The 18,750-nt window shown below is 48.4% G+C and carries 17 protein-coding genes and 1 riboswitch; of the genes, 7 read left to right on the top strand and 10 right to left on the bottom strand.

What is annotated here, in order from left to right; all coding sequences use genetic code 11:
- Positions 1-136: 136 nt before the first annotated feature.
- The 3 genes from B9Y93_RS20610 to B9Y93_RS20620 all read right to left on the bottom strand — a co-directional run bounded on the left by B9Y93_RS20610 (position 137) and on the right by B9Y93_RS20620 (position 3,061).
- Complete coding sequence (locus B9Y93_RS20610) at positions 137-1,141, bottom strand: DMT family transporter (RefSeq protein WP_085497755.1); 1,005 nt, start codon at positions 1,139-1,141, stop codon at positions 137-139.
- A gap of 118 nt (positions 1,142-1,259) precedes the next feature.
- Positions 1,260-2,018 (bottom strand): metallophosphoesterase family protein, encoded by a 759-nt coding sequence (locus B9Y93_RS20615; RefSeq protein WP_085497757.1) that lies wholly within the window; start codon positions 2,016-2,018, stop codon positions 1,260-1,262.
- A gap of 89 nt (positions 2,019-2,107) precedes the next feature.
- Entirely contained in the window at positions 2,108-3,061 is a 954-nt protein-coding gene (locus tag B9Y93_RS20620) for a metallophosphoesterase (protein ID WP_244903519.1), read from the bottom strand.
- Between the two features lie 86 nt (positions 3,062-3,147).
- On the opposite strand from B9Y93_RS20620, the gene B9Y93_RS20625 reads away from it, so the two are divergent.
- Entirely contained in the window at positions 3,148-4,554 is a 1,407-nt protein-coding gene (locus B9Y93_RS20625) for an aldehyde dehydrogenase (RefSeq protein WP_085497759.1), read from the top strand.
- A gap of 73 nt (positions 4,555-4,627) precedes the next feature.
- On the opposite strand, the gene B9Y93_RS20630 is transcribed toward B9Y93_RS20625, so the two are convergent.
- The 4 genes from B9Y93_RS20630 to B9Y93_RS20645 all read right to left on the bottom strand — a co-directional run bounded on the left by B9Y93_RS20630 (position 4,628) and on the right by B9Y93_RS20645 (position 8,586).
- A complete protein-coding gene (locus B9Y93_RS20630) occupies positions 4,628-5,020 on the bottom strand; it encodes a hypothetical protein (RefSeq protein WP_085497761.1) in 393 nt (130 codons plus the stop codon).
- 351 nt (positions 5,021-5,371) lie between these two features.
- Positions 5,372-6,136, bottom strand: coding sequence for a succinate dehydrogenase iron-sulfur subunit (gene sdhB / locus B9Y93_RS20635; RefSeq protein ID WP_085497763.1), 765 nt, complete (start codon positions 6,134-6,136; stop codon positions 5,372-5,374).
- Entirely contained in the window at positions 6,136-7,896 is a 1,761-nt protein-coding gene (gene sdhA, locus B9Y93_RS20640; RefSeq protein WP_085497765.1) for a succinate dehydrogenase flavoprotein subunit, read from the bottom strand. Before sdhA ends, sdhB begins: the two co-directional genes overlap by 1 nt.
- A 15-nt stretch (positions 7,897-7,911) precedes the next feature.
- Positions 7,912-8,586 carry a succinate dehydrogenase cytochrome b558 subunit gene (locus tag B9Y93_RS20645; RefSeq protein ID WP_085497767.1) on the bottom strand — a complete coding sequence of 225 codons (675 nt, stop codon included), beginning with the start codon at positions 8,584-8,586 and terminating at the stop codon, positions 7,912-7,914.
- Positions 8,587-8,895: 309 nt separating this feature from the next.
- Here B9Y93_RS20645 and B9Y93_RS20650 point away from each other — a divergent pair, with 309 nt between their 5' ends.
- Positions 8,896-9,786 (top strand): LysR family transcriptional regulator, encoded by an 891-nt coding sequence (locus tag B9Y93_RS20650; protein WP_085497770.1) that lies wholly within the window; start codon positions 8,896-8,898, stop codon positions 9,784-9,786.
- A gap of 117 nt (positions 9,787-9,903) precedes the next feature.
- On the opposite strand, the gene B9Y93_RS20655 is transcribed toward B9Y93_RS20650, so the two are convergent.
- Entirely contained in the window at positions 9,904-11,058 is a 1,155-nt protein-coding gene (locus B9Y93_RS20655; protein ID WP_085497772.1) for an MFS transporter, read from the bottom strand.
- A gap of 124 nt (positions 11,059-11,182) precedes the next feature.
- Here B9Y93_RS20655 and B9Y93_RS20660 point away from each other — a divergent pair, with 124 nt between their 5' ends.
- The 4 genes from B9Y93_RS20660 to B9Y93_RS20675 all read left to right on the top strand — a co-directional run bounded on the left by B9Y93_RS20660 (position 11,183) and on the right by B9Y93_RS20675 (position 14,363).
- The gene (locus B9Y93_RS20660) at positions 11,183-12,037 is read left to right on the top strand and encodes a LysR family transcriptional regulator (protein WP_085497774.1); all 855 of its coding nucleotides are present in this window, start codon (positions 11,183-11,185) and stop codon (positions 12,035-12,037) included.
- A 319-nt stretch (positions 12,038-12,356) separates the two neighbouring features.
- Positions 12,357-12,746, top strand: coding sequence for a GntR family transcriptional regulator (locus B9Y93_RS20665; RefSeq protein ID WP_085497776.1), 390 nt, complete (start codon positions 12,357-12,359; stop codon positions 12,744-12,746).
- Positions 12,733-13,632, top strand: a complete 900-nt coding sequence (locus B9Y93_RS20670; protein WP_085497778.1) for an ATP-binding cassette domain-containing protein — start codon at positions 12,733-12,735, stop codon at positions 13,630-13,632. Before B9Y93_RS20665 ends, B9Y93_RS20670 begins: the two co-directional genes overlap by 14 nt.
- Positions 13,632-14,363: a hypothetical protein gene (locus B9Y93_RS20675; protein WP_085497780.1), complete on the top strand. Its 732-nt coding sequence runs from the start codon at positions 13,632-13,634 to the stop codon at positions 14,361-14,363. Before B9Y93_RS20670 ends, B9Y93_RS20675 begins: the two co-directional genes overlap by 1 nt.
- A 93-nt stretch (positions 14,364-14,456) precedes the next feature.
- Here B9Y93_RS20675 and B9Y93_RS20680 read toward each other — a convergent pair whose 3' ends face one another.
- Together B9Y93_RS20680 and B9Y93_RS20685 are read right to left on the bottom strand one after the other, a co-directional pair.
- A complete protein-coding gene (locus B9Y93_RS20680) occupies positions 14,457-15,119 on the bottom strand; it encodes a potassium channel family protein (RefSeq protein WP_085497782.1) in 663 nt (220 codons plus the stop codon).
- Between the two features lie 68 nt (positions 15,120-15,187).
- Positions 15,188-16,546 carry a TrkH family potassium uptake protein gene (locus tag B9Y93_RS20685; protein ID WP_244903520.1) on the bottom strand — a complete coding sequence of 453 codons (1,359 nt, stop codon included), beginning with the start codon at positions 16,544-16,546 and terminating at the stop codon, positions 15,188-15,190.
- 65 nt (positions 16,547-16,611) lie between these two features.
- Positions 16,612-16,782, bottom strand: a riboswitch (cyclic di-AMP (ydaO/yuaA leader).
- A gap of 204 nt (positions 16,783-16,986) precedes the next feature.
- Between B9Y93_RS20685 and B9Y93_RS20690 the strand changes: the two genes are divergently transcribed.
- Complete coding sequence (locus B9Y93_RS20690; RefSeq protein ID WP_085497784.1) at positions 16,987-18,678, top strand: CPBP family intramembrane glutamic endopeptidase; 1,692 nt, start codon at positions 16,987-16,989, stop codon at positions 18,676-18,678.
- The last annotated feature ends 72 nt before the right edge of the window (positions 18,679-18,750 follow it).

The following is an 18,750-nucleotide window of genomic DNA, read 5'->3' on the forward strand; positions in this document are numbered from 1 at the left end:
ATAGCTTTTTTTCTTTGGAACAAAAAAAAGGACCTGCATCATAGAGCAGGTCACCTCAAGGGATATATATTTTCATCAAAAGGGGGTCTTGCCTATTATATTACCTCCCAAACATTATGTGACGATAACAGGAGTATTACGGTTGTGTAACATTTACAGAAGGCGCACCTTTCAGCCTCTTGCTGCTCTTAGGTGCAAGGTTGACAACGAGGATACCTGCTGCAACCAGAACAAGCGCCAGCAATATCCATTGATTGAACTGCTCGCCCAGCAGCAAGACAGACAAGCATACACCGAATACAGGGATAAGGAATAAGAACATCGATACCTTCCCTACACGATTATACTTCATAATCAAATTCCACAATCCAAAGCCTGCTGCAGACAAGAAGGCCAAATAAAATAACAGCAGCATGGAGCGCAGCTCCCACTGAAAAGGCGTAAAGCCGACGCGTGCGGCTCCAATGATCATCAGCACCACTCCGCCAAGGAACATCTGCCGTCCCGTAAGCCAAAGCACTGGCAGCTCCTTAGCCTCATGCTTGGCGAGAACATTGCCGAACCCTCCGAAGAAGGCCGATAAGATCAAGCAGAGCTCTCCAAGACCAAGCTCCATGTGAAGCCCTCCTTGGGTGAAGGTAACGATTGCTACTCCTCCAAAGCCAAGCAGAAGTCCCATTGTCTTATTCATCGTGAAACGCTCGCTTCGATCCATCAATCTTGCGACAACCATTTGGAAAAAGGAAGTGGCGCCTGTAATAATCGCACCTTGCATGCCTGTGCTTAAGCTAAGGCCGATATAGAAAAATAAATATTGCAGCAGCGTCTGAATGGACGCTAGACGGGTAACACGAAGCCAGCTTTTTCCCCACGTAAGCGGCTTGCCCGGAGCAGTTCCCCCCTCATCGCGAATCTCTTTTGTGCTTCGCTCCAGCAGCTTAGCAAAGAACACAAGCATGAGCCCAGCCAAGGTAAAGCGATACCCTGCAAATACCCACTGCTCAAACATTTGGCTTGACTGTATATTCAACTCCGCATAGCCAATCTTAATGGCAGGCATTGCACTTCCCCACAGAAGTGTTGATACAAGCGCACTCACCGTCAAACCAACAGGATGCGTAAACCATTTTTCTGCTTTCACTTGCTGCTCCACCCTTCTCTATTTACGAAAAAGCGGAACAAAGCCGGCGCTCGTCGCACCGGCTCATTCCTTGCTTCAATGTATCTATACTATCATCGATCATAGGTGTTGAAAAGAACTACCCTTCATCTTCACTCTTCTGGAGCCCTCGATAAACACCTGTCCGAAGCTCTCTTACATAAGGCTTAATCTCCGGCATATCTGAACGCTCAGCTGCTTGCACAGCAGCTTCAATATCATAAGGAACTCGACATAATTGCATACGAAATGGAGCCTGGTCCACACCGCCATATTGGCCCTGCAAGATAAGGTAAGAAGCTTGCGTCATATCAAGCGGATTCCCTACACTGCCGCAATTGACGAGCGTCTTGCCTTCAATATGCTGCACATACGCCTGATGGATATCACCATATACAACGACATCGGGAGCCTGGCATGGATGCAGCGGTTCCGTTAAGTTCGGGGTGAACTCGAACATTTCTTTTCGCTTCTCAAGAGCATCCCACGGCTGAACACGATGGTACACGCTCTGTGGGGAAGCATGGAGCAGACGAACGTGTCGACCACTAATCAAGCAGTCAAAGGAAAAGGGCAGCTTGTCTAATTGGGCGACTCTCTCTTGCCCTAGTTGCTCAGCATGCCAGCGGAATATCCACTCATCCTGCTTGCGCGCCACGAGCTCATCCCAATTGCCTCTAACGATTATGTCACACTCAGCTTGTAGAAGATCCATCACTTCGACGGAATTCGGTCCTCTGCCCACCATATCTCCCAAGCAGATCAATCGATCTACGCCTTGACGCTCTATATCTTCGAGGACCGCCTCGAGTGCTTGAAGATTGCCATGAATATCAGAAAGGATCGCTATATTCTGCAACTTGAATCTTCTCCCTTCATTACTTCTGCCGCAACTTCACTTGCGTTATACCCCTATAAGCTTCTGTTTTAGATACTATACACCTAGAATCACACGGCTACAACCCTAAGGGTAATCATCGTCCACTCTGGAGGACAGTAAAAGCGCAGCGGAAGCAGCGACGTCCCGCTCCCCCTGCTTGTATACAAGGTAAGCGGTGTATGTAAGGGCGCATCCGATGCTTGTCTTGATAAAATGTACTTCCCATCAGGATACTTCTCTCCTAATTGAGGAAGCAGCACGGGCCCAATAAATGGAACACGCATCTGACCGCCATGGCTGTGTCCAGACAACTGAATATCCACCTCATGCCCTAAGGTCCAATCCGCCACATCCGGCTCATGAGCGAGCAGTACACAGCATGTCCCTGACGGAATGCCAGCCAAGGCTTGATTCAGATCCGGACTCCCATCGAGCGCATCATCAATACCCGCGAGAGCAAGCTTTGCCCCTCTTGCTTCGAGCACACGATTCGTATTGGTAAGCACATCAAATCCTGCTTCATGAAGCAGTCTCGTCGCGAGATCTTCCCCTCGGCTGTAATCATGATTGCCAAGGACGGCATATTGTCCAAGCGGAGCACGAAAGCGAGACAGAACCCTAACGAATTCGCTTTCGCTCGTTCGGTTGTCTAATCGTCTATCAACGGCATCGCCCGTTAAGCAGATGATGTCTGGCTGCTTCGCAAGAACACGCTCCAGCAAGCGTTCAACCTCACCGATTCCACCCTGATTCCTGTAATGGAGATCGGAGATATGCGCAATTCGAAGCCCATCAAACGATGGTGGAAGTCGGTCAAGATAACAGGTAAGCTCACGATCTTGGAGCCATGCTGGTTCAAGCCATCTCGCATAGCTTCCTAGCACCGCTGGCACGGCAACTGCGCCGCCTATCAAGCTGAGTATAAAAGTCCTCCTGCTCATCTTCCTCTTCCCAGGCTCATCTTCCTTGGCGCTGGAATAGACGACCGCGGTCGAATGCTTCCTTTCAGGGATCTTCAACATCATTTCCTCCCTTTACCAGCACTACAATCCATTATGAATCACGAGCATATGCAATGCAAATCGTGATACATTATGATTAGAGGATCATGCAGCCATGTTACAAAGGGGGATTATCTGTGGACCGTCAAGAGCTGACAGCATTAATGGAAACGCAGAAGCAGTTCTTTCTACAAGGCCATACACGAGCAGCATCTGCTCGAATTCACGCTTTAACAAAGCTTATTCAAGCCATTGAGCAATATGAGCACGAAATCTCAGATGCATTAAAACGGGATCTGCATAAAAGTGAAACCGAGGCGTATATTACGGAAATTGGCTTCGTTCTTATGGAAGCTAGGCACACCATTAAATCATTGAAGCGATGGATGAAGCCCAAAAGGGTTAAAACGCCCATTACTCACTTTGGAAGCCGAAGCCGCATTATGCCAGAGCCCTATGGAACAACCTTAATCATTGCTCCATGGAACTACCCTTTTCAATTAGCGGTTGCCCCCTTAATTGGTGCGCTAGCCGCAGGCAATACCGCGATCATCAAGCCATCGGAATGGGCGCCTCATACAAGCGCATTGCTCGCCAAGCTGATCACATCTGTATTTCCGCGAGAACATGTCGCTGTAGTCGAAGGTGCAGTAGAAGAAAGTGAAGCACTGCTTAAGCTCCCCTTTGACTACATCTTCTTTACAGGCAGCACGGCTATAGGCAAGAAGGTTATGCAGGCGGCAGCGGAGCAGCTTATTCCGTTAACGCTAGAGCTTGGCGGAAAAAGCCCTTGTATCGTTCATCACGATGCTGATCTTGCGCTTGCAGCAAAACGTATTGCCTTTGGCAAGTGGACGAACGCGGGGCAGACTTGTATCGCGCCAGACTATATTTATGTACATGAATCGATGAAGGATGCCTTGGAACACGAGCTGCGCAAGGCCGTAACTCAGTTCTATGGCGAAGTCCCGCTTGAAGCGGACCATTACCCATCGATTATTAGCGATCGACATTACCAGCGGCTCACTGCCTTTCTGCAAGAAGGAACTGTCGCTTGGGGAGGCCAATGTGATTCCGAGAGACGCCGGATTGCGCCCACACTTCTAACCGATATGAACTGGCAGCACGCCATCATGCAAGAAGAGATCTTTGGCCCGCTTATGCCCGTGCTGACTTATAGCTCCATGGAGGAAGTCATTCAAGCGGTACAAGCGCATCCCAAGCCGTTAGCGCTGTATTTGTTCACTAAGGAGCATGCGCTGCAGCAAGAGGTCTTGTCCCGAGTGTCCTTTGGAGGAGGGTGCGTAAACGATACGCTTATGCATATTGCCTCTCCTTATCTCCCCTTCGGCGGAGTAGGAGAAAGCGGACTCGGAAGCTACCATGGCAAGGCGAGCTTTGACGCCTTTAGCCATCATAAAAGTGTATTGTTTCAAACCAATCGCTTCGATCTCGCCCTCCGTTATCCAGGCGTAAAAAACGCTTTGAAATGGATGAAAAAGGTGATGAAGTAAGAGATCGAAGCGGTTTCATTTTTGAACAGCAACGGTTTGGAAAACATGTCAATGAGGTTATGCTGATGGAGGCCTACGATGAAGATCCTTGGTCCAAACGGGGAGATTCCTCAGTTTGCGTCTTCGCTAAAGAGTATAAGGAGTCGCGCAACATCCATAGCTTACTGGAGAATGCTGTGAATTGACTATGCCACAGTGCTCTCCGGTCAGCCTTCATCATGGAAGGCCCTATTCCAAAATGAACCTCAACAAACTGCTCTAGTTCACTCTTAAGCTGTGATACTTCCCAATTCTCGTTCTGTTCCATATAATCCGTTAGGAATGAGGTTAAGCAATCGTACTCATCATCCGGTGCGCCAAGGGCCAGCAAGCCTAATGGGTCCCAGTCATCGACCAGCGGCTTCATATTCCTCCACACCGAGGATCGGCACGAGCACCATTCTCCTCTTTCACTATGAACCTTCATGAACGATGTCCTCCCATCGTATCAATGCTATTGGCTCAGAACGCGGCTTACACTTTCTGAGAGATAATTATTTTATAGGTTAAAATCCTTAATCCTTACTATAACGTAATTGTTTAGGTTCGCCTACCATAAATTTCTCAGTTTCTAAATGAAAATGAGCTTAGAAAGTAAACGCTGTCAATTTTTGTGCAGACAAAAATAGGCTTCTCTCCTCAGACCCAGCAACTACTCTGAATAAAAGTCGAATTCTTCCCAGTCCTGTACAAAAACAGACCTTCAATCACACAATGCGTGCTCCTGAAGGTCTGTATCTTAGTCATATATGGATCATGATCTGTTTAACCGTTTCAACTACATTTTGAACCAATGTTTGAACATTAGCTTGGTCGTGTCTTTATTCATCTCCGCAATCGAAGTCGTAAGCGGGATGCCTTTTGGACAGGATCTTACGCAGTTCTGCGAGTTGCCGCAGCCCTCGATTCCCCCATCATCAAGCAATGCCTCTAGTCGCTCTTCCTTATTCATCTCGCCAGTAGGATGAGCATTGAATAAGCGGACTTGAGAGATTGGCGCTGGGCCGATAAAGCTCGTCTTGTCATTGACGTTCGGACAAGCTTCCAAGCAGACCCCGCAGGTCATGCATTTGGACAACTCATAAGCCCATTGACGCTTCGTTTCAGCCATACGCGGCCCTGGTCCAAGATCATACGTGCCGTCAATTGGAATCCATGCCTTCACACGCTTGAGTGAATCAAACATCCGCTGACGATCGATGACAAGGTCACGCACAATCGGGAACGTCTTCATCGGCTCTAAGCGAATCGGCTGTTCTAATTGATCAATAAGTGCGGAACAGGCTTGACGCGGCTTGCCGTTAATAACCATGGAGCATGCACCGCATACTTCCTCCAGGCAGTTTGACTCCCAGCATACCGGAGCCGTTTGTTTGCCTGTTGCGTTAATAGGATTACGCTGAATTTCCATGAGTGCGCTAATCACGTTCATATTCGGACGATACGGGACTTCGAATTCCTCAGTATAAGGCTTCGCGTCAGGAGCTTCCTGGCGTGTCACAACAAACTTCACGGTCTTTGCAGCTGTCATCGTGTTCGCCATCATTTTTCTCCTTTCTTCTTGTCCGTCGTATAGTCACGCTTGCGCGGCTTGATTAGAGACACATCGACTTCCTCATACGTAATCTCAGGTCCGTCAGGCGTCCATGTCGCGATAGAGGACTTCATGAAGCGCTCATCATCTCGCTCAGGGAAGTCTGGCTTATAATGCGCACCGCGGCTTTCGTCGCGAAGGAGTGCGCTCTTCGTCATCGCTTCAGCAAGCTCCAGCATATTCCACAATTGACGAGTAAATGCGACCCCCTGGTTGCTCCACTTCGCGGCATCATTAATGTTAATGGACTGGTAGCGCTGCTTCAGTTCCTTAATCTTCACAATCGTCTTCTCCAGCTTGTCATTGAAGCGAACGACCGTCATGTTGTTTGTCATCCACTCGCCAAGCTCTTTATGAATGACATAAGCATTCTCTGTGCCATCCATCTTCAGCAGCTTCTCGTATTTCGCCAACTGCTGCTTCTCTTCCTTATCGAACAAGGAAGAAGCTACATCCTCTGTCGCCTTCGACAACCCGCGGATGTATTCCACGGCCTTCGGTCCTGCAACCATTCCGCCATAGATGGCAGACAAGAGCGAGTTCGCGCCAAGACGGTTCGCGCCATGGTATTGATACTCACATTCCCCGGCAGCGAACAAGCCCGGAACGTTCGTCATTTGATTATAGTCAACCCACATGCCGCCCATCGAATAGTGGACTGCCGGGAATATCTTCATAGGGATCTTGCGCGGATCATCGCCCATGAATTTCTCATAGATCTCGATAATGCCGCCAAGCTTCACATCAAGCTCTTTCGGATCCTTATGGGACAGATCCAGATAAACCATGTTCTCGCCGTTGATGCCAAGCTTCATATCCACACACACATGGAAGATCTCTCGTGTTGCGATATCACGCGGAACCAAGTTGCCGTATGCAGGATACTTCTCCTCAAGGAAATACCATGGCTTGCCGTCCTTATAGGTCCAGATGCGTCCGCCTTCACCGCGTGCTGATTCTGACATCAAGCGCAGCTTGTCATCGCCTGGAATCGCGGTTGGGTGAATCTGAATGAACTCGCCGTTCGCGTAGCGCACGCCCTGCTGGAACACCGCGCTTGCCGCTGTTCCTGTGTTAATAACAGAGTTTGTGGTCTTGCCAAAAATAATGCCTGGGCCTCCTGAGGCAAGAATAACAGCATCTGCTGGGAACGCTTTCGATTCCATGGAGCGAAGGTCCTGCGCATTGATCCCGCGGCATACGCCTTCATCATCAATGATCGCGGAGATAAATTCATAATACTCATATTTCTTAACCAAGCCTGCTGCTTCCCAGCGACGGACCTGTTCATCAAGCGCATACAAGAGCTGCTGTCCTGTCGTCGCCCCTGCGAAGGCTGTACGGTGATGCTTCGTGCCGCCAAAGCGGCGGAAATCAAGCAAGCCTTCCGGTGTGCGGTTGAACATAACGCCCATGCGGTCCATCAAATGGATAATGCCTGGAGCCGCTTCGCACATTGCCTTTACAGGAGGCTGGTTTGCGAGGAAATCCCCGCCATATACCGTATCATCAAAGTGCTCCCATGGGGAGTCGCCTTCACCCTTTGTATTCACCGCTCCGTTTATGCCGCCTTGGGCACATACCGAGTGAGATCGCTTTACAGGTACTAAGGAGAACAGGTCAACATGCACGCCTGCTTCCGCTGCCTTGATCGTTGCCATCAAGCCGGCCAAACCGCCGCCGACGATGATTACTTTCTGATTAGCCATCGTGCGTTACCCTCCTTATCCGATTACCGATTGAACTTGTTGTACAGCTGCTGCCGCTGCTTCGAATTCCTGGCTGCGGAATCCAATGAGGGACAGAATAAACAATACGGACATCAGCACGAACAGACCTGTGCAGATCATCGAAGACACCTTCTGTGCACGCGGCCCTACTGTAATGCCCCAGCTTACGAGGAATGCCCACAAGCCGTTCGTAAAGTGATAGGATGCTGCCAGTACACCGATGATGTAGACGACAAACATCAATGGCTGCGTCACGATATCGTTCATGTGAGTACCAAGCTCCTCATGAGAGACCTCGCCGATCGCAATCTGGAAGCGCGTCTGATACAAATGCCATGTTACGAAGATGAACGTGATGACACCCGTGATACGCTGCATCATGAAAGCAATATTGCGGCCATAATTATAATTGCCTACATTGTTGCGTGACGTATACGCGATGTAAAGCCCATATACGCCGTGATATAGGAGCGGTAGCCATATGCCAAAGAGCTCCAAGAAGAAGATGAGCGGCAGTTCATTCAAAAACTTAACGCTGTCTTGAAACGCTGCCTTCCCGCCATCATACGCGGCATAGTTCGTAATCATATGCTCCAAGATAAAAAAGCCTAGCGGGATAATACCTAGAAGAGAATGCAGCTTGCGCGAGTAAAAATAACCCCGTTTCATATGTGTGCCGTTTCCCCTTTCCGTTCTGTACCAGAATATTTTGGTAATAAAACACCCTCATTTTACCTGTGCCTGTCGAAAGCGTCAACATTTTGTCGTCCAAAAATACCCTATCTCTACTCCTATTACACACTTTCGCTGTAACAAATGATCGCAGTATTGGCACAGTTGTGAACAACCTGTGACACTTCCATCATACTCCTGTATGCCTTATAATGGAATTGCAAGATTATTATATAAACGATAACCAATCTGCATAAGAGAAATAATGAGGGGCCTATTGTGTACAAATAAAGGAGGATATCCGACATGCTCGACCTGCTAGAAGCGTTCGCCACCGTTGTAGAGCACACGAGCCTCAATCAGGCTGCGAAGCGGCTGAACATCTCCCAGCCAGCCCTATCACGACAAATTGCTCGTCTTGAAGAGGAATTGAATGTCGAATTGTTTCACCGCAACGGCAAGCGTCTTGAGGTCACTCGCGTTGGGCAGCTCACGTATGATTTCGCTGTGGATATTCGCAAGCGCCAGCTCGATTATCTAAAATCGATTGCCTCTTACAAAGCAGAAGGTCAAAAGATTGTAAGCATCGGGGCAAGCCTAACCACGCTGCAGACCACGCTGCCGATCTTCGTTAACTTGTTCAAGGAGCAATATCCTGAGGCACAGCTTAAGCTGATTACTGGAAAAACGCACGAGATCGTCTCGCTCATTCGCGACAAGGAAGCTGACTTTGGTATCGTTGCAGACGCCATACACGAGCAGGGTCTCATCTCCATTCCGCTTTTGTCTGATCATCTAGAGCTGGTCGTCCCAAACCATCACGAGCTGTCGAGCGTGCAGGAGGGGAGCATCGAGCATTTAAGCGGCCTGCCCATGCTGCTGTTCTCAAATGGCACTTGGTATCGCAAGCTGATCGATGACCTCTTCCGGCGTTACCGGGTCATGCCGGACATTCGCATGGAGATTGATTCCTTCGAGGCGATCGGCCGTCTGCTCTCCACCTGCCAAGCTTCCGCTCTCCTGCCCAAATCGTATTTGCGCAAGCAATGGCTGGAGGATAACGACTTAAGCGTCGTTCATCTAAAAGAGCTTGAGCAGACCGAGCGCGTCACCTCCTTGATCTATGCTGAATCCGCGTCCTTAAACGACTCCTTTCGTCAATTTATCGCGGATGCTGCTGGTCGCGCAGACTGGTAGCCGCTCTAACAAAAGACGCCTTATGCGAGCTGGCCAGCGCAACCTCCAGCTCACATAAGGCGCTTGTTGAATGTCTTGCTTACTTCCTGTTTGTTCGCGTAAGAATCAGCTGCCTGACTAAGACGGCACAGAGGCCTTGCTTCGTCTATCCATGACTCGCACAGCGTGCAAGAGGGCTGCCCCTAGCAGCGCTAGTGCTGCAATATAAGGCAGGAGCGACGGAGCCGCTTCTTGCTCCAGCAGCAGGCCGAAGATCATCGTTCCAACCGCCCCGGCTAAGTAATTAATAGAGCTTAAGAGGGCGATCGCAATGGCCGCATGCTCTGCACTAATCTCAACCAGCGTCTTCTGCTGAGCAGCAATGGAAGCCCATCCTGCCGCTCCCCACACCAACAGCGGGATAGCAAGCGTAAAAGGATGCCGGTGGGCGGGGCCCATTAGAAGCATGGAGGTCATGAGCAGCAAGATCAGCACGAGTACAATCGACTTAGGCCGTCTGTAACGATCCATAATAAATCCAATAGCAAGGCTTCCGAGAATCCCCCCTGCGCCCCACATCCATAGAAAGGCCATAGGCTTGGAGTACCCATAAGCGAGAAGAATGCGCTCCAAATACGTGTAGAGCCCCAAGCTGCAGAAGCTTAGAATCATCGTCACGAGCATAACATTCTTGACTTGGCGATGCTTGAACAGCGCGACCCGCTCCCTAAGTGTTGGCACTTGTTTGACAGCAACGCCTGGCAGACGCAGCCATAAGGCTGCCATGCCGATGGCACTGATGCTAGCGATAAACCCAATCGTCCATCGCCAATCGCTTATCGAGGAGATATAAATCCCCAGCGGGACGCCAACGACCGTGCCTGCGCTCATGCCAAGCAGAATCAATCCCAACGCTCGTCCGCTTCGTTCGGGCGGAGCTAATTGTACCGCCGCGGCAGACGCCAATGGAGAATACAAGCCTGCTCCAACCCCAGCTAGCCCCCTCGATAGTAAGAGTAGAATATAGTCATCAGCCAATACGGTCAGCACATTGGCAATCGTGAACAGCCCTAGCGCCCCGATCAGAATCTGCTTCGTATTTACTTGGCTGACCAAGGCTGCAAATAAGGGGGCAGCGATGGCGTAGCACAGTGTAAAAATGCTGACGGATTGTCCCGCCCATCCAATCGATACCTGATAACTGTCAGCAATCTGCGGGAGAATGCCGGCCATGACATAGGCATCCGCCCCAAGCGCAAACATGCCAAATAAAAGCAGGACCACATGCTTCATATTCCTCATCCTCCTTTAAATCGCATTTTCATATGAAGAAGACATGCATTGCTCATATGTATTGTATCGAGTATAGTTTAATTAGTGAAATTAATGTTTTTCATAGGAGGCATGAGAACATCTCATGACAATTGCGCGATACGAGATCTTTAAGAAAGTGGCAGAGATCGGTAACTTTACAAAGGCCGCCGAACAGCTCAATATGACCCAATCCGCGGTAAGCCATGCGATCACAAGCTTGGAGAAGGAGATCGGCCATTCGCTGCTGAAGCGCAGCAAGCAGGCTGGAATTGCCACAACGCCTATCGCAGAGCGCCTGCTCCCTCATATCTCGCAGCTTCTGCGCAGTGAATCGATTATTCGACAGGAGATTTCCCTTGCTAATCAGCAGCTCGAAGGGACTTTGAGAATCGGGGCGTTTACGAGTGCAGCCTCTCAACTCCTTCCCCCTATGCTTGCTCAGGTCAAGCAGCTGCATACAGGAATCAAGGTTGTGCTGTTTGAAGGAACCTATGATGAGATCAAAGAATGGCTGCTTCAAGGAACCATTGATCTAGGATTTGTTGTTCCGTCTAATCCTCACTCTCGCTTGAATCTGATTCCGCTGCTGCAAGATGAGCTTGTTATCGGCTTGCCAAGTGAGCATCGATTAACCAGACAGGAGCGTATCGACATTCATGAGCTGAACGGACAGGATTTTATTATGCCTAAGGGCTCTTACTACTCGCTTGTGGAAGAATGCTTGGCATCCCATGGCATAACGCCCAATATCACCATGGAGGTGCTTCATTGTGAAACGATCATCAACATGGTATCACAAGGGCTGGGATTAACGATGGGCCCTGAGCTGCTCTTCAGAGCTTATCCGCAGATTGAGCATAAGCGGCTTCTTCAGAAGAGCTGCCGCTCGATCTCATTGGCTTATTTGGAAGCAAGTCCTGTGATCCAAGCCTTTCTCTCCTGCAACAAGCTTATTTAGAACCAATCCATCGGAGTTGTCTCCAAAGTTGTAGCCTATTGCTCGGATGATTGCCCGATGCCATTACAGCTTGTAGTCGTAATCGTTCATCATGGACCTTGGTCTTCACCATACAGTGAGATCAAGGTCTTTTTGCGCATGAACATGCCTTGAGAAACGCAAGTCCCTTATGATTCGATCCGATACATCCGCCTATTTTAGCAATAATGAATAAATTTCCTTGCTTTTCAACTTCATTGGTAGTATGGTTAGTTACATAAGTAATGAACCAATGAACAATTCTTTTTCACTCTCTTGTTAGTCTTTATGAAGAAAGCAGGTGAAGCCATTGCTGATCGACGAAACCAAATCCATTTACTTGCAGATTGCAGAACTAATCGAAAATGATATTTTAAGCGGGACAATTGAAGAGGACGGGCAAGTTCCTTCCACAAACCAATTTGCGAAGGTGCTCCAGATTAATCCCGCTACTGCTGCAAAAGGAATCAATCTACTCGTAGATGAAGGGATTTTGTTTAAAAAGAGAGGTGTCGGTATGTTTGTTAGCGAAGGAGCCAAAAGCATGGTACTTAAAAAACGTCGCAAGCAATTTGCTGAGATTGAACTTCCACGTCTCTTTCACGAGGCCCAAGCGGTTCAGATTACAAAAGAGGAACTTATACAGATGATCATGGAACTTAAGGAGGGAAGACATAATGACAACGTCTGAAATGTCTATTGAGCTTCAAGGCATCAGCAAGCAATTCAAAGGCACTCAGGCCCTGCATAAGATTCATGCAGCCTTTGAAGCAGGTTCAATCCACGGGTTGCTTGGACGCAATGGCGCAGGTAAAACGACGCTGTTGAATATTATGGCAGGCTACGACTTGGCCAATCAAGGAAGTGTCGTTATTGACGGCACCGTCCTAAAAGACCAGCAGAGGCTTATTCAGCAGATCTGTTATGTTCGTGAAACAGAAAAGCCATGGGAGGAATACAAGCTTAAGAAGCTGCTCACTTTTTTCAAGCTGAACACACCGAACTGGGATGAGGAGTACGCCATGGCGCTGATGAGCCGCTATCAGCTCAATCCCAACAAAAAATACAGTCAGCTCTCACGCGGCATGAAGTCTCTCTTTGGCGCCATTCGCGGGCTTGCAAGCCGCTCTCCCATTACCTTCTTTGATGAACCTGTTCTTGGTCTGGACGCTGCGATGCGTCAAATGTTCTATGATGATCTGCTTGAGGACTATACGAAGCATCCTCGCACGATTCTGATCTCTACCCATCTTATTGATGAATCCGAGCAGCTCTTTGAATATATTACGTTCATTCATCAAGGGCAGATCATGCTGCAAGGAGCGACTGATGCGATCCTCCAGAGGGGCTTAACCCTATCAGGAAGAAAAGAGGCCGTGGAGCGTGCGATTCAAGGCAAGCAGGTGCTTCATACGGAGCAGCTTGGCGGGCATGTTGGTGTATTGCTGTGGGATGTGCCGGAGGAAGAGCAGCGAGCTTGGCAGCAAAGCGGATTAGATGTTGGCAGTGCGTCTTTGCAGAAGCTGTTTGTGCATCTGACAGCACAATCACAGCATGCAAAAGGAGGGCATCAGTAATGAATATTCGAAAACATGTAACCTTCCAGATGAAAGACTGGTCTGTATCCTTACTCGTATTCTGGGGAATCATGCTAACCCTAAATATTGTGTTTCAATATTTGCAGAAAGGTTTTTCGTTCAACTTCGGCAATACTCATGTCAGTTTCAATCTAATGGACGCGCTGGTAGAACTCACAAAAAATGACGCCCATCCCATTACAGACGTTCTATTTGCCCCTGACATTAACATTGTCTCGATCGGAATATACATCTTGGTTGCGGGAATTATGTGCGGAACGATTAGCTTCCCGCTGTATCGGGGACTTGGCATCAGTAGAGTGGCTTCTTGGCTTAGCATTACGATAAGCCTGCTGGCTATATCTGTGTTCAACACACTTGTCCAGACGGGAATAAGCAGCATATTCGCTGTAATCCTTGATAATCCAGATCGGTTGGCAAAAAGTTTGGATATCATCTCCATTTTCCAACTGATCACCGCGTACTTTTTGGTTGGGATGCTGTTCTTTCTTATCGGGACGATCTTCTACTGCTTCGGAACATGGATCGGCGTTCTCAGCGTCGCTCTTGCCATTACAGCGCTAAATTTCTTTCCTATGGGCTATGAGTTGCTGATACTGTCCAATATGGGGATAGAGGTGGCTGCCTACCCATTTTTAATTAGCTGGCTGGTTATTGTAGGCACCTTCTTCTTGATCGGACATTTTCTATATCGAGCTCGCATCAAATAACTCCTAATATTTAGAAATGTCCATTGCAAATAGTAAAAAAGAGCCTTTTACAGCGTCATTACTTGCTGCAGAAGGCTCTTCATCTGTTTCCCATCAAACTCCGTATTGTTCTTCAAACTTCTCAATTTGACGGTTTGTTCCGATTAGCACCATAATGTCCGACTCTGACAGCTTATCGTCAGCCGTCGGTGCAATAATCATGCCCGTCGCCTTGTTCAAGGCCACGATGCTGCAGCCAAATCTTGCCCGAGGGTTCAACTCGCGCAGCGCGATACCATCCAGGCACCGCGGCACACTAAGCTCAGCAATCGTGTATTCCTTGGACAGCTCAATATAATCCAACAGGTTCGGCGATACCAGATGATGGGCAACTCGAATACCCATGTCTCGTTCCGGATAGATGACGCGGTCAACCCCGATTCGCTCCAGAACTCTGCCATGAAGATCAGATAAGGCCTTGCCTACGACCTTATTCACGCCAAGCTCCTTCACTTGAATGCTGACCAGGATGCTCGTCTGAATATCATCGCCAATCGCGATAATGACACAGTCAAAGTTGCGGATGCCAAGCGAGCGAAGCACTTCTTCGTCCGTAGCATCCGCTACAACGGCATGCGTCAGCCTCTCGCTCATTCCGTCCACGACTTCTTCATCCCGATCAATGCCCAGCACCTGATGGCCAAGCTTCATGAGCTCTCCGGCAAGGCTTGAACCGAAGCGTCCTAATCCAATAACTGCGAATTGCTGTGAATCCATGTTCTAGTATCCCCTATCTGTTGTAAATCAATTGAAGGCGCATGCGCCATAAAACGTTGAAGTGCCGTTTAGCCGATGGTTATCTTTCCTTCTGGATGTCGATACAGCTCACGCTCATTTTTAGGTCCAACCGCGTAAGCTAGGGTTATAGGCCCTAGACGGCCAATAAACATCGTTAAGCTTAATAGGATCTTCCCAACGATGGACAAGTCCGTGGTCAGTCCCATGGAGAGTCCCACGGTACCAAATGCCGATACCGTCTCAAACAGAATCATCAAGAAAGCATGATCTTCGGTCGTAGACAAGATCATCGTCACGCCAATAACCAGCCCCAATGCGAGAAGTACGAGCGTAACTGCCTTATTAAGACGATCCTTAGCCAAGCGATTGCGGAAAAATACGATATCTTCTTTTCCCCGAATCATTGCAATCACAGCTCCAACGAGAATCGTGAACGTCGTTGTCTTGATCCCGCCGCCTGTGGAGCCTGGTGAAGCACCAATGAACATGAACAGAATCATAAAGAACTGAGTAGCCTGTCTCATGCCTCCAATATCAATCGTATTCGCTCCAGCTGTACGAGGCGTGATGGATTGGAACATGGCGGCCCAGAACTTCTCAAACCAATTCATGCTGCCTAGCGTATTAGGGTTGGTGAATTCAAAGATGAAGACAACGATTGTTCCGAGAACAATCAAGAAGCTCGTCATCGAAAGCACGACTTTCGTATGAAGAGAGAACTTTCGTCTCGTCTTAAATTCAAACAAATCAGATAAAACGATAAATCCGATACCACCCAATACAATGAGAGACATGGATACCAAGTTGACAAGCGGGTCGCCCACATAGCTCGTTAAGCTGGAGAATGGACCGCTAACCTGGCCAAACAAATCGAAGCCCGCATTATTAAACAGCGATATGGAATGAAAGATACCGAAATATAAAGCCTGACCAAATGGCAAATCAAATGCCCAGCGTATGGTAAACAACGCTGCCGCTGTTCCTTCGATTGCAAAGGCGTATAGCAGCACTTTTTGAATCAAGCGCACAATCCCTTCCATCGACCCCTGATTCATCGCTTCTTGAAGAATCAGGCGCTCCTTCAAGGAAATTTTCTTCTTAAAGGCCATTGCGAATAACGTCGCCATCGTCATAAACCCTAAACCGCCCACCTGAATGAGCAGAATAATGACCGTTTGCCCGAACATCGTAAAGTGCGTTCCGGTATCCACCACGACGAGCCCTGTTACACAGGTGGCAGATGTGGCCGTAAAGAAGGCATCTACTAGTGCCAGCGATTCTCCATTTGCATTGGAGATTGGAAGCATGAGTAGAATGGTCCCCAACATAATAATGGATGCGAAGCCACCTGCTAATATGCGCGGCGGCGTTAACAGACTAGTCTGCCATTTCTTAAGCTTCTCCAACGGATGTCACCTCTTCTGAAATCACGAAAAAAAGCACTGGATGTCCCAGTGCTTAGCGTTCGCTGGTATCCTGACGATCATGCCTACGAGGTTAGCTGACGGATTCGGGCACGTCAAGACGCCCTATTCACAGAATAGCATGACAAGACTGCATGCCTGCCTGATTCTGTAAAATTCACCCCAAGAGAAATGGTTCCCCCGCTCTCATCTATTATGAGACTCGGCCATATGGAATTCATAACGCGATTATATACGTTTCGTGAATTCTTCACAAAGTGATTGTAGGTTCAAAAATGGGACGAAAACGAATAAAATCTCCATAAAGAGCGCTTACATCACCCTGTTTTCATGCATTGCGAGTCCAATGCGCTTGTTTTCTTGACGTTGCTCGTTCCTTTCGCTAAGCTAAAGATCAAATTGTTCAAAAAAGGGGGATATCCTTGATCTCTGATCATGACAGTCGGAATAGACCGACACGTTGGGGTAAGGGGCTGCCAATCGCAGCTGCTATTGGATTTTTATTATTTCTAATCTTGCAGATCGTTATTCCCATGACACAAGCTAACACCGAATCAGAGGCCAAGCCTCTTCTTGACAAGCAGGAAGCTGCTGCCAAAGCTTCGGACGCCTATCATCAATTAATGGGAAAAAGCGGCAAGGAAACTCCTGCAATAACGCAAGCAGAATCTAATCATATTGAGCATAAAGTCATTTATTACACCCACGAGCTCTTATCGGGCTACATCAGCAAGGAGAAGCTGCAAGCTTCCTATAAGCCATGGGAAAAAATAGCGCCTTACGATGTGTACCGCGTGTTTATCGACCATGGAGAAGCTGCAAGATCCAATACAAGCATTGACATTCATATGACCACAGGGCAGATGGTTGGCTATCGGAGCGAACCGTCACAGCCCCTGCAGGCAGCATCCTCCATGTCCACGGAAGAACGATTAAGACGGTCGGATGAGGCTGTTCAAATGCTCGGCTATGACCTGGTGCAGGTCGTTCGTGAACCGCAGAGCGAGGAGTCTGTCCAAGATATTCGTTACCGGGTGCCTGCTGCCATTATGGGGAAAGCTTCGTTACATATCATCGTCAAGTGGTCCCAGGATCAACTTGCCAGCGTCACTTCGGATTGGAGCATCCCTGAAGATTATGTCATGCTGATGGAGAAGCAAGATCGTACAGCTAACGCCATCGAGACCTATGGCTATATGGTTGTTTCCTTATTGTTTGGCTTAATCAGCTTCATTCTTTCGCTTGTCTATCGCAAGAAGATTCGATTCCGCTCTGTAACGATGTGGGTGCTGACCACTATTTCTTGCGTCATATCCATCTTGCATGTCCTAAATGCAATACCAAGTGCAGCGATGCTCAGTTTGTCACGTGCCGTCTCATTCGATCGACTTCTATTTCCTATCCTTTTGCAAATGGCCATTACGTTCATTCAAGGCGGTGTCACCTTATATTTTTCCTTGGTAACGGGAAAATGGCTATGGCAGCGATCTCCCTATCCAGCTCTTATGCCAACATGGTCGGACGCAGGCTTTGGCGATCGGCTCGTAAAGGCCTTCTGGCGTGGTTTGGCCTTCGCCGGCATTCTGCTCGGCTTGCAATCCATTATCTTTACAGCTCTTGAATTCAGTGTGCAGGCTTGGTCCAGCACGGATGCAGAGAACTCTCCGCTTAATCTAAGCATTCCAGCCTTTTTTCCACTGGTTGCTTGGGTCGCAGCGATCTCAGAGGAGACCTTCTTCCGGTTATTTGGTGTCGGGCTGCTTCGCAAGCTGGTCAACAACACATGGATTGCCGCTATCCTGCCTACCTTTGTCTGGGCTGCAGGCCATGTTACTTACCCGATCTACCCGTATTATTCAAGACCGATCGAGCTAATGATACTGGGCTTCCTTTTTGTATGGATCATGGTCCGCTATGATTTTTGGACGGCCTTGTTTGCCCATTTGATGCTGGATACGTTATTAATGGTTATCTCCTATTTATTAGAGGGCTCACTTGAAGGAATAATGATTGGCGCAATCTACCTCTTCTTGCCCATCGTGCTCGTCTATGCCATTCGACATTTTAAAAACAACAAGAATAACGGCGGCGCAAATCTCCAACCAAGGATATAAGAGTGGCTTAACGTTATATTCACAGCAAAAAAACACCTTCGGGGCGATCTCCATGGCTGACATTGGAGCATT

The sequence above is a fragment of the Paenibacillus aquistagni genome, assembly GCF_900177815.1.
Lineage (GTDB): Bacteria > Bacillota > Bacilli > Paenibacillales > Paenibacillaceae > Paenibacillus_B > Paenibacillus_B aquistagni.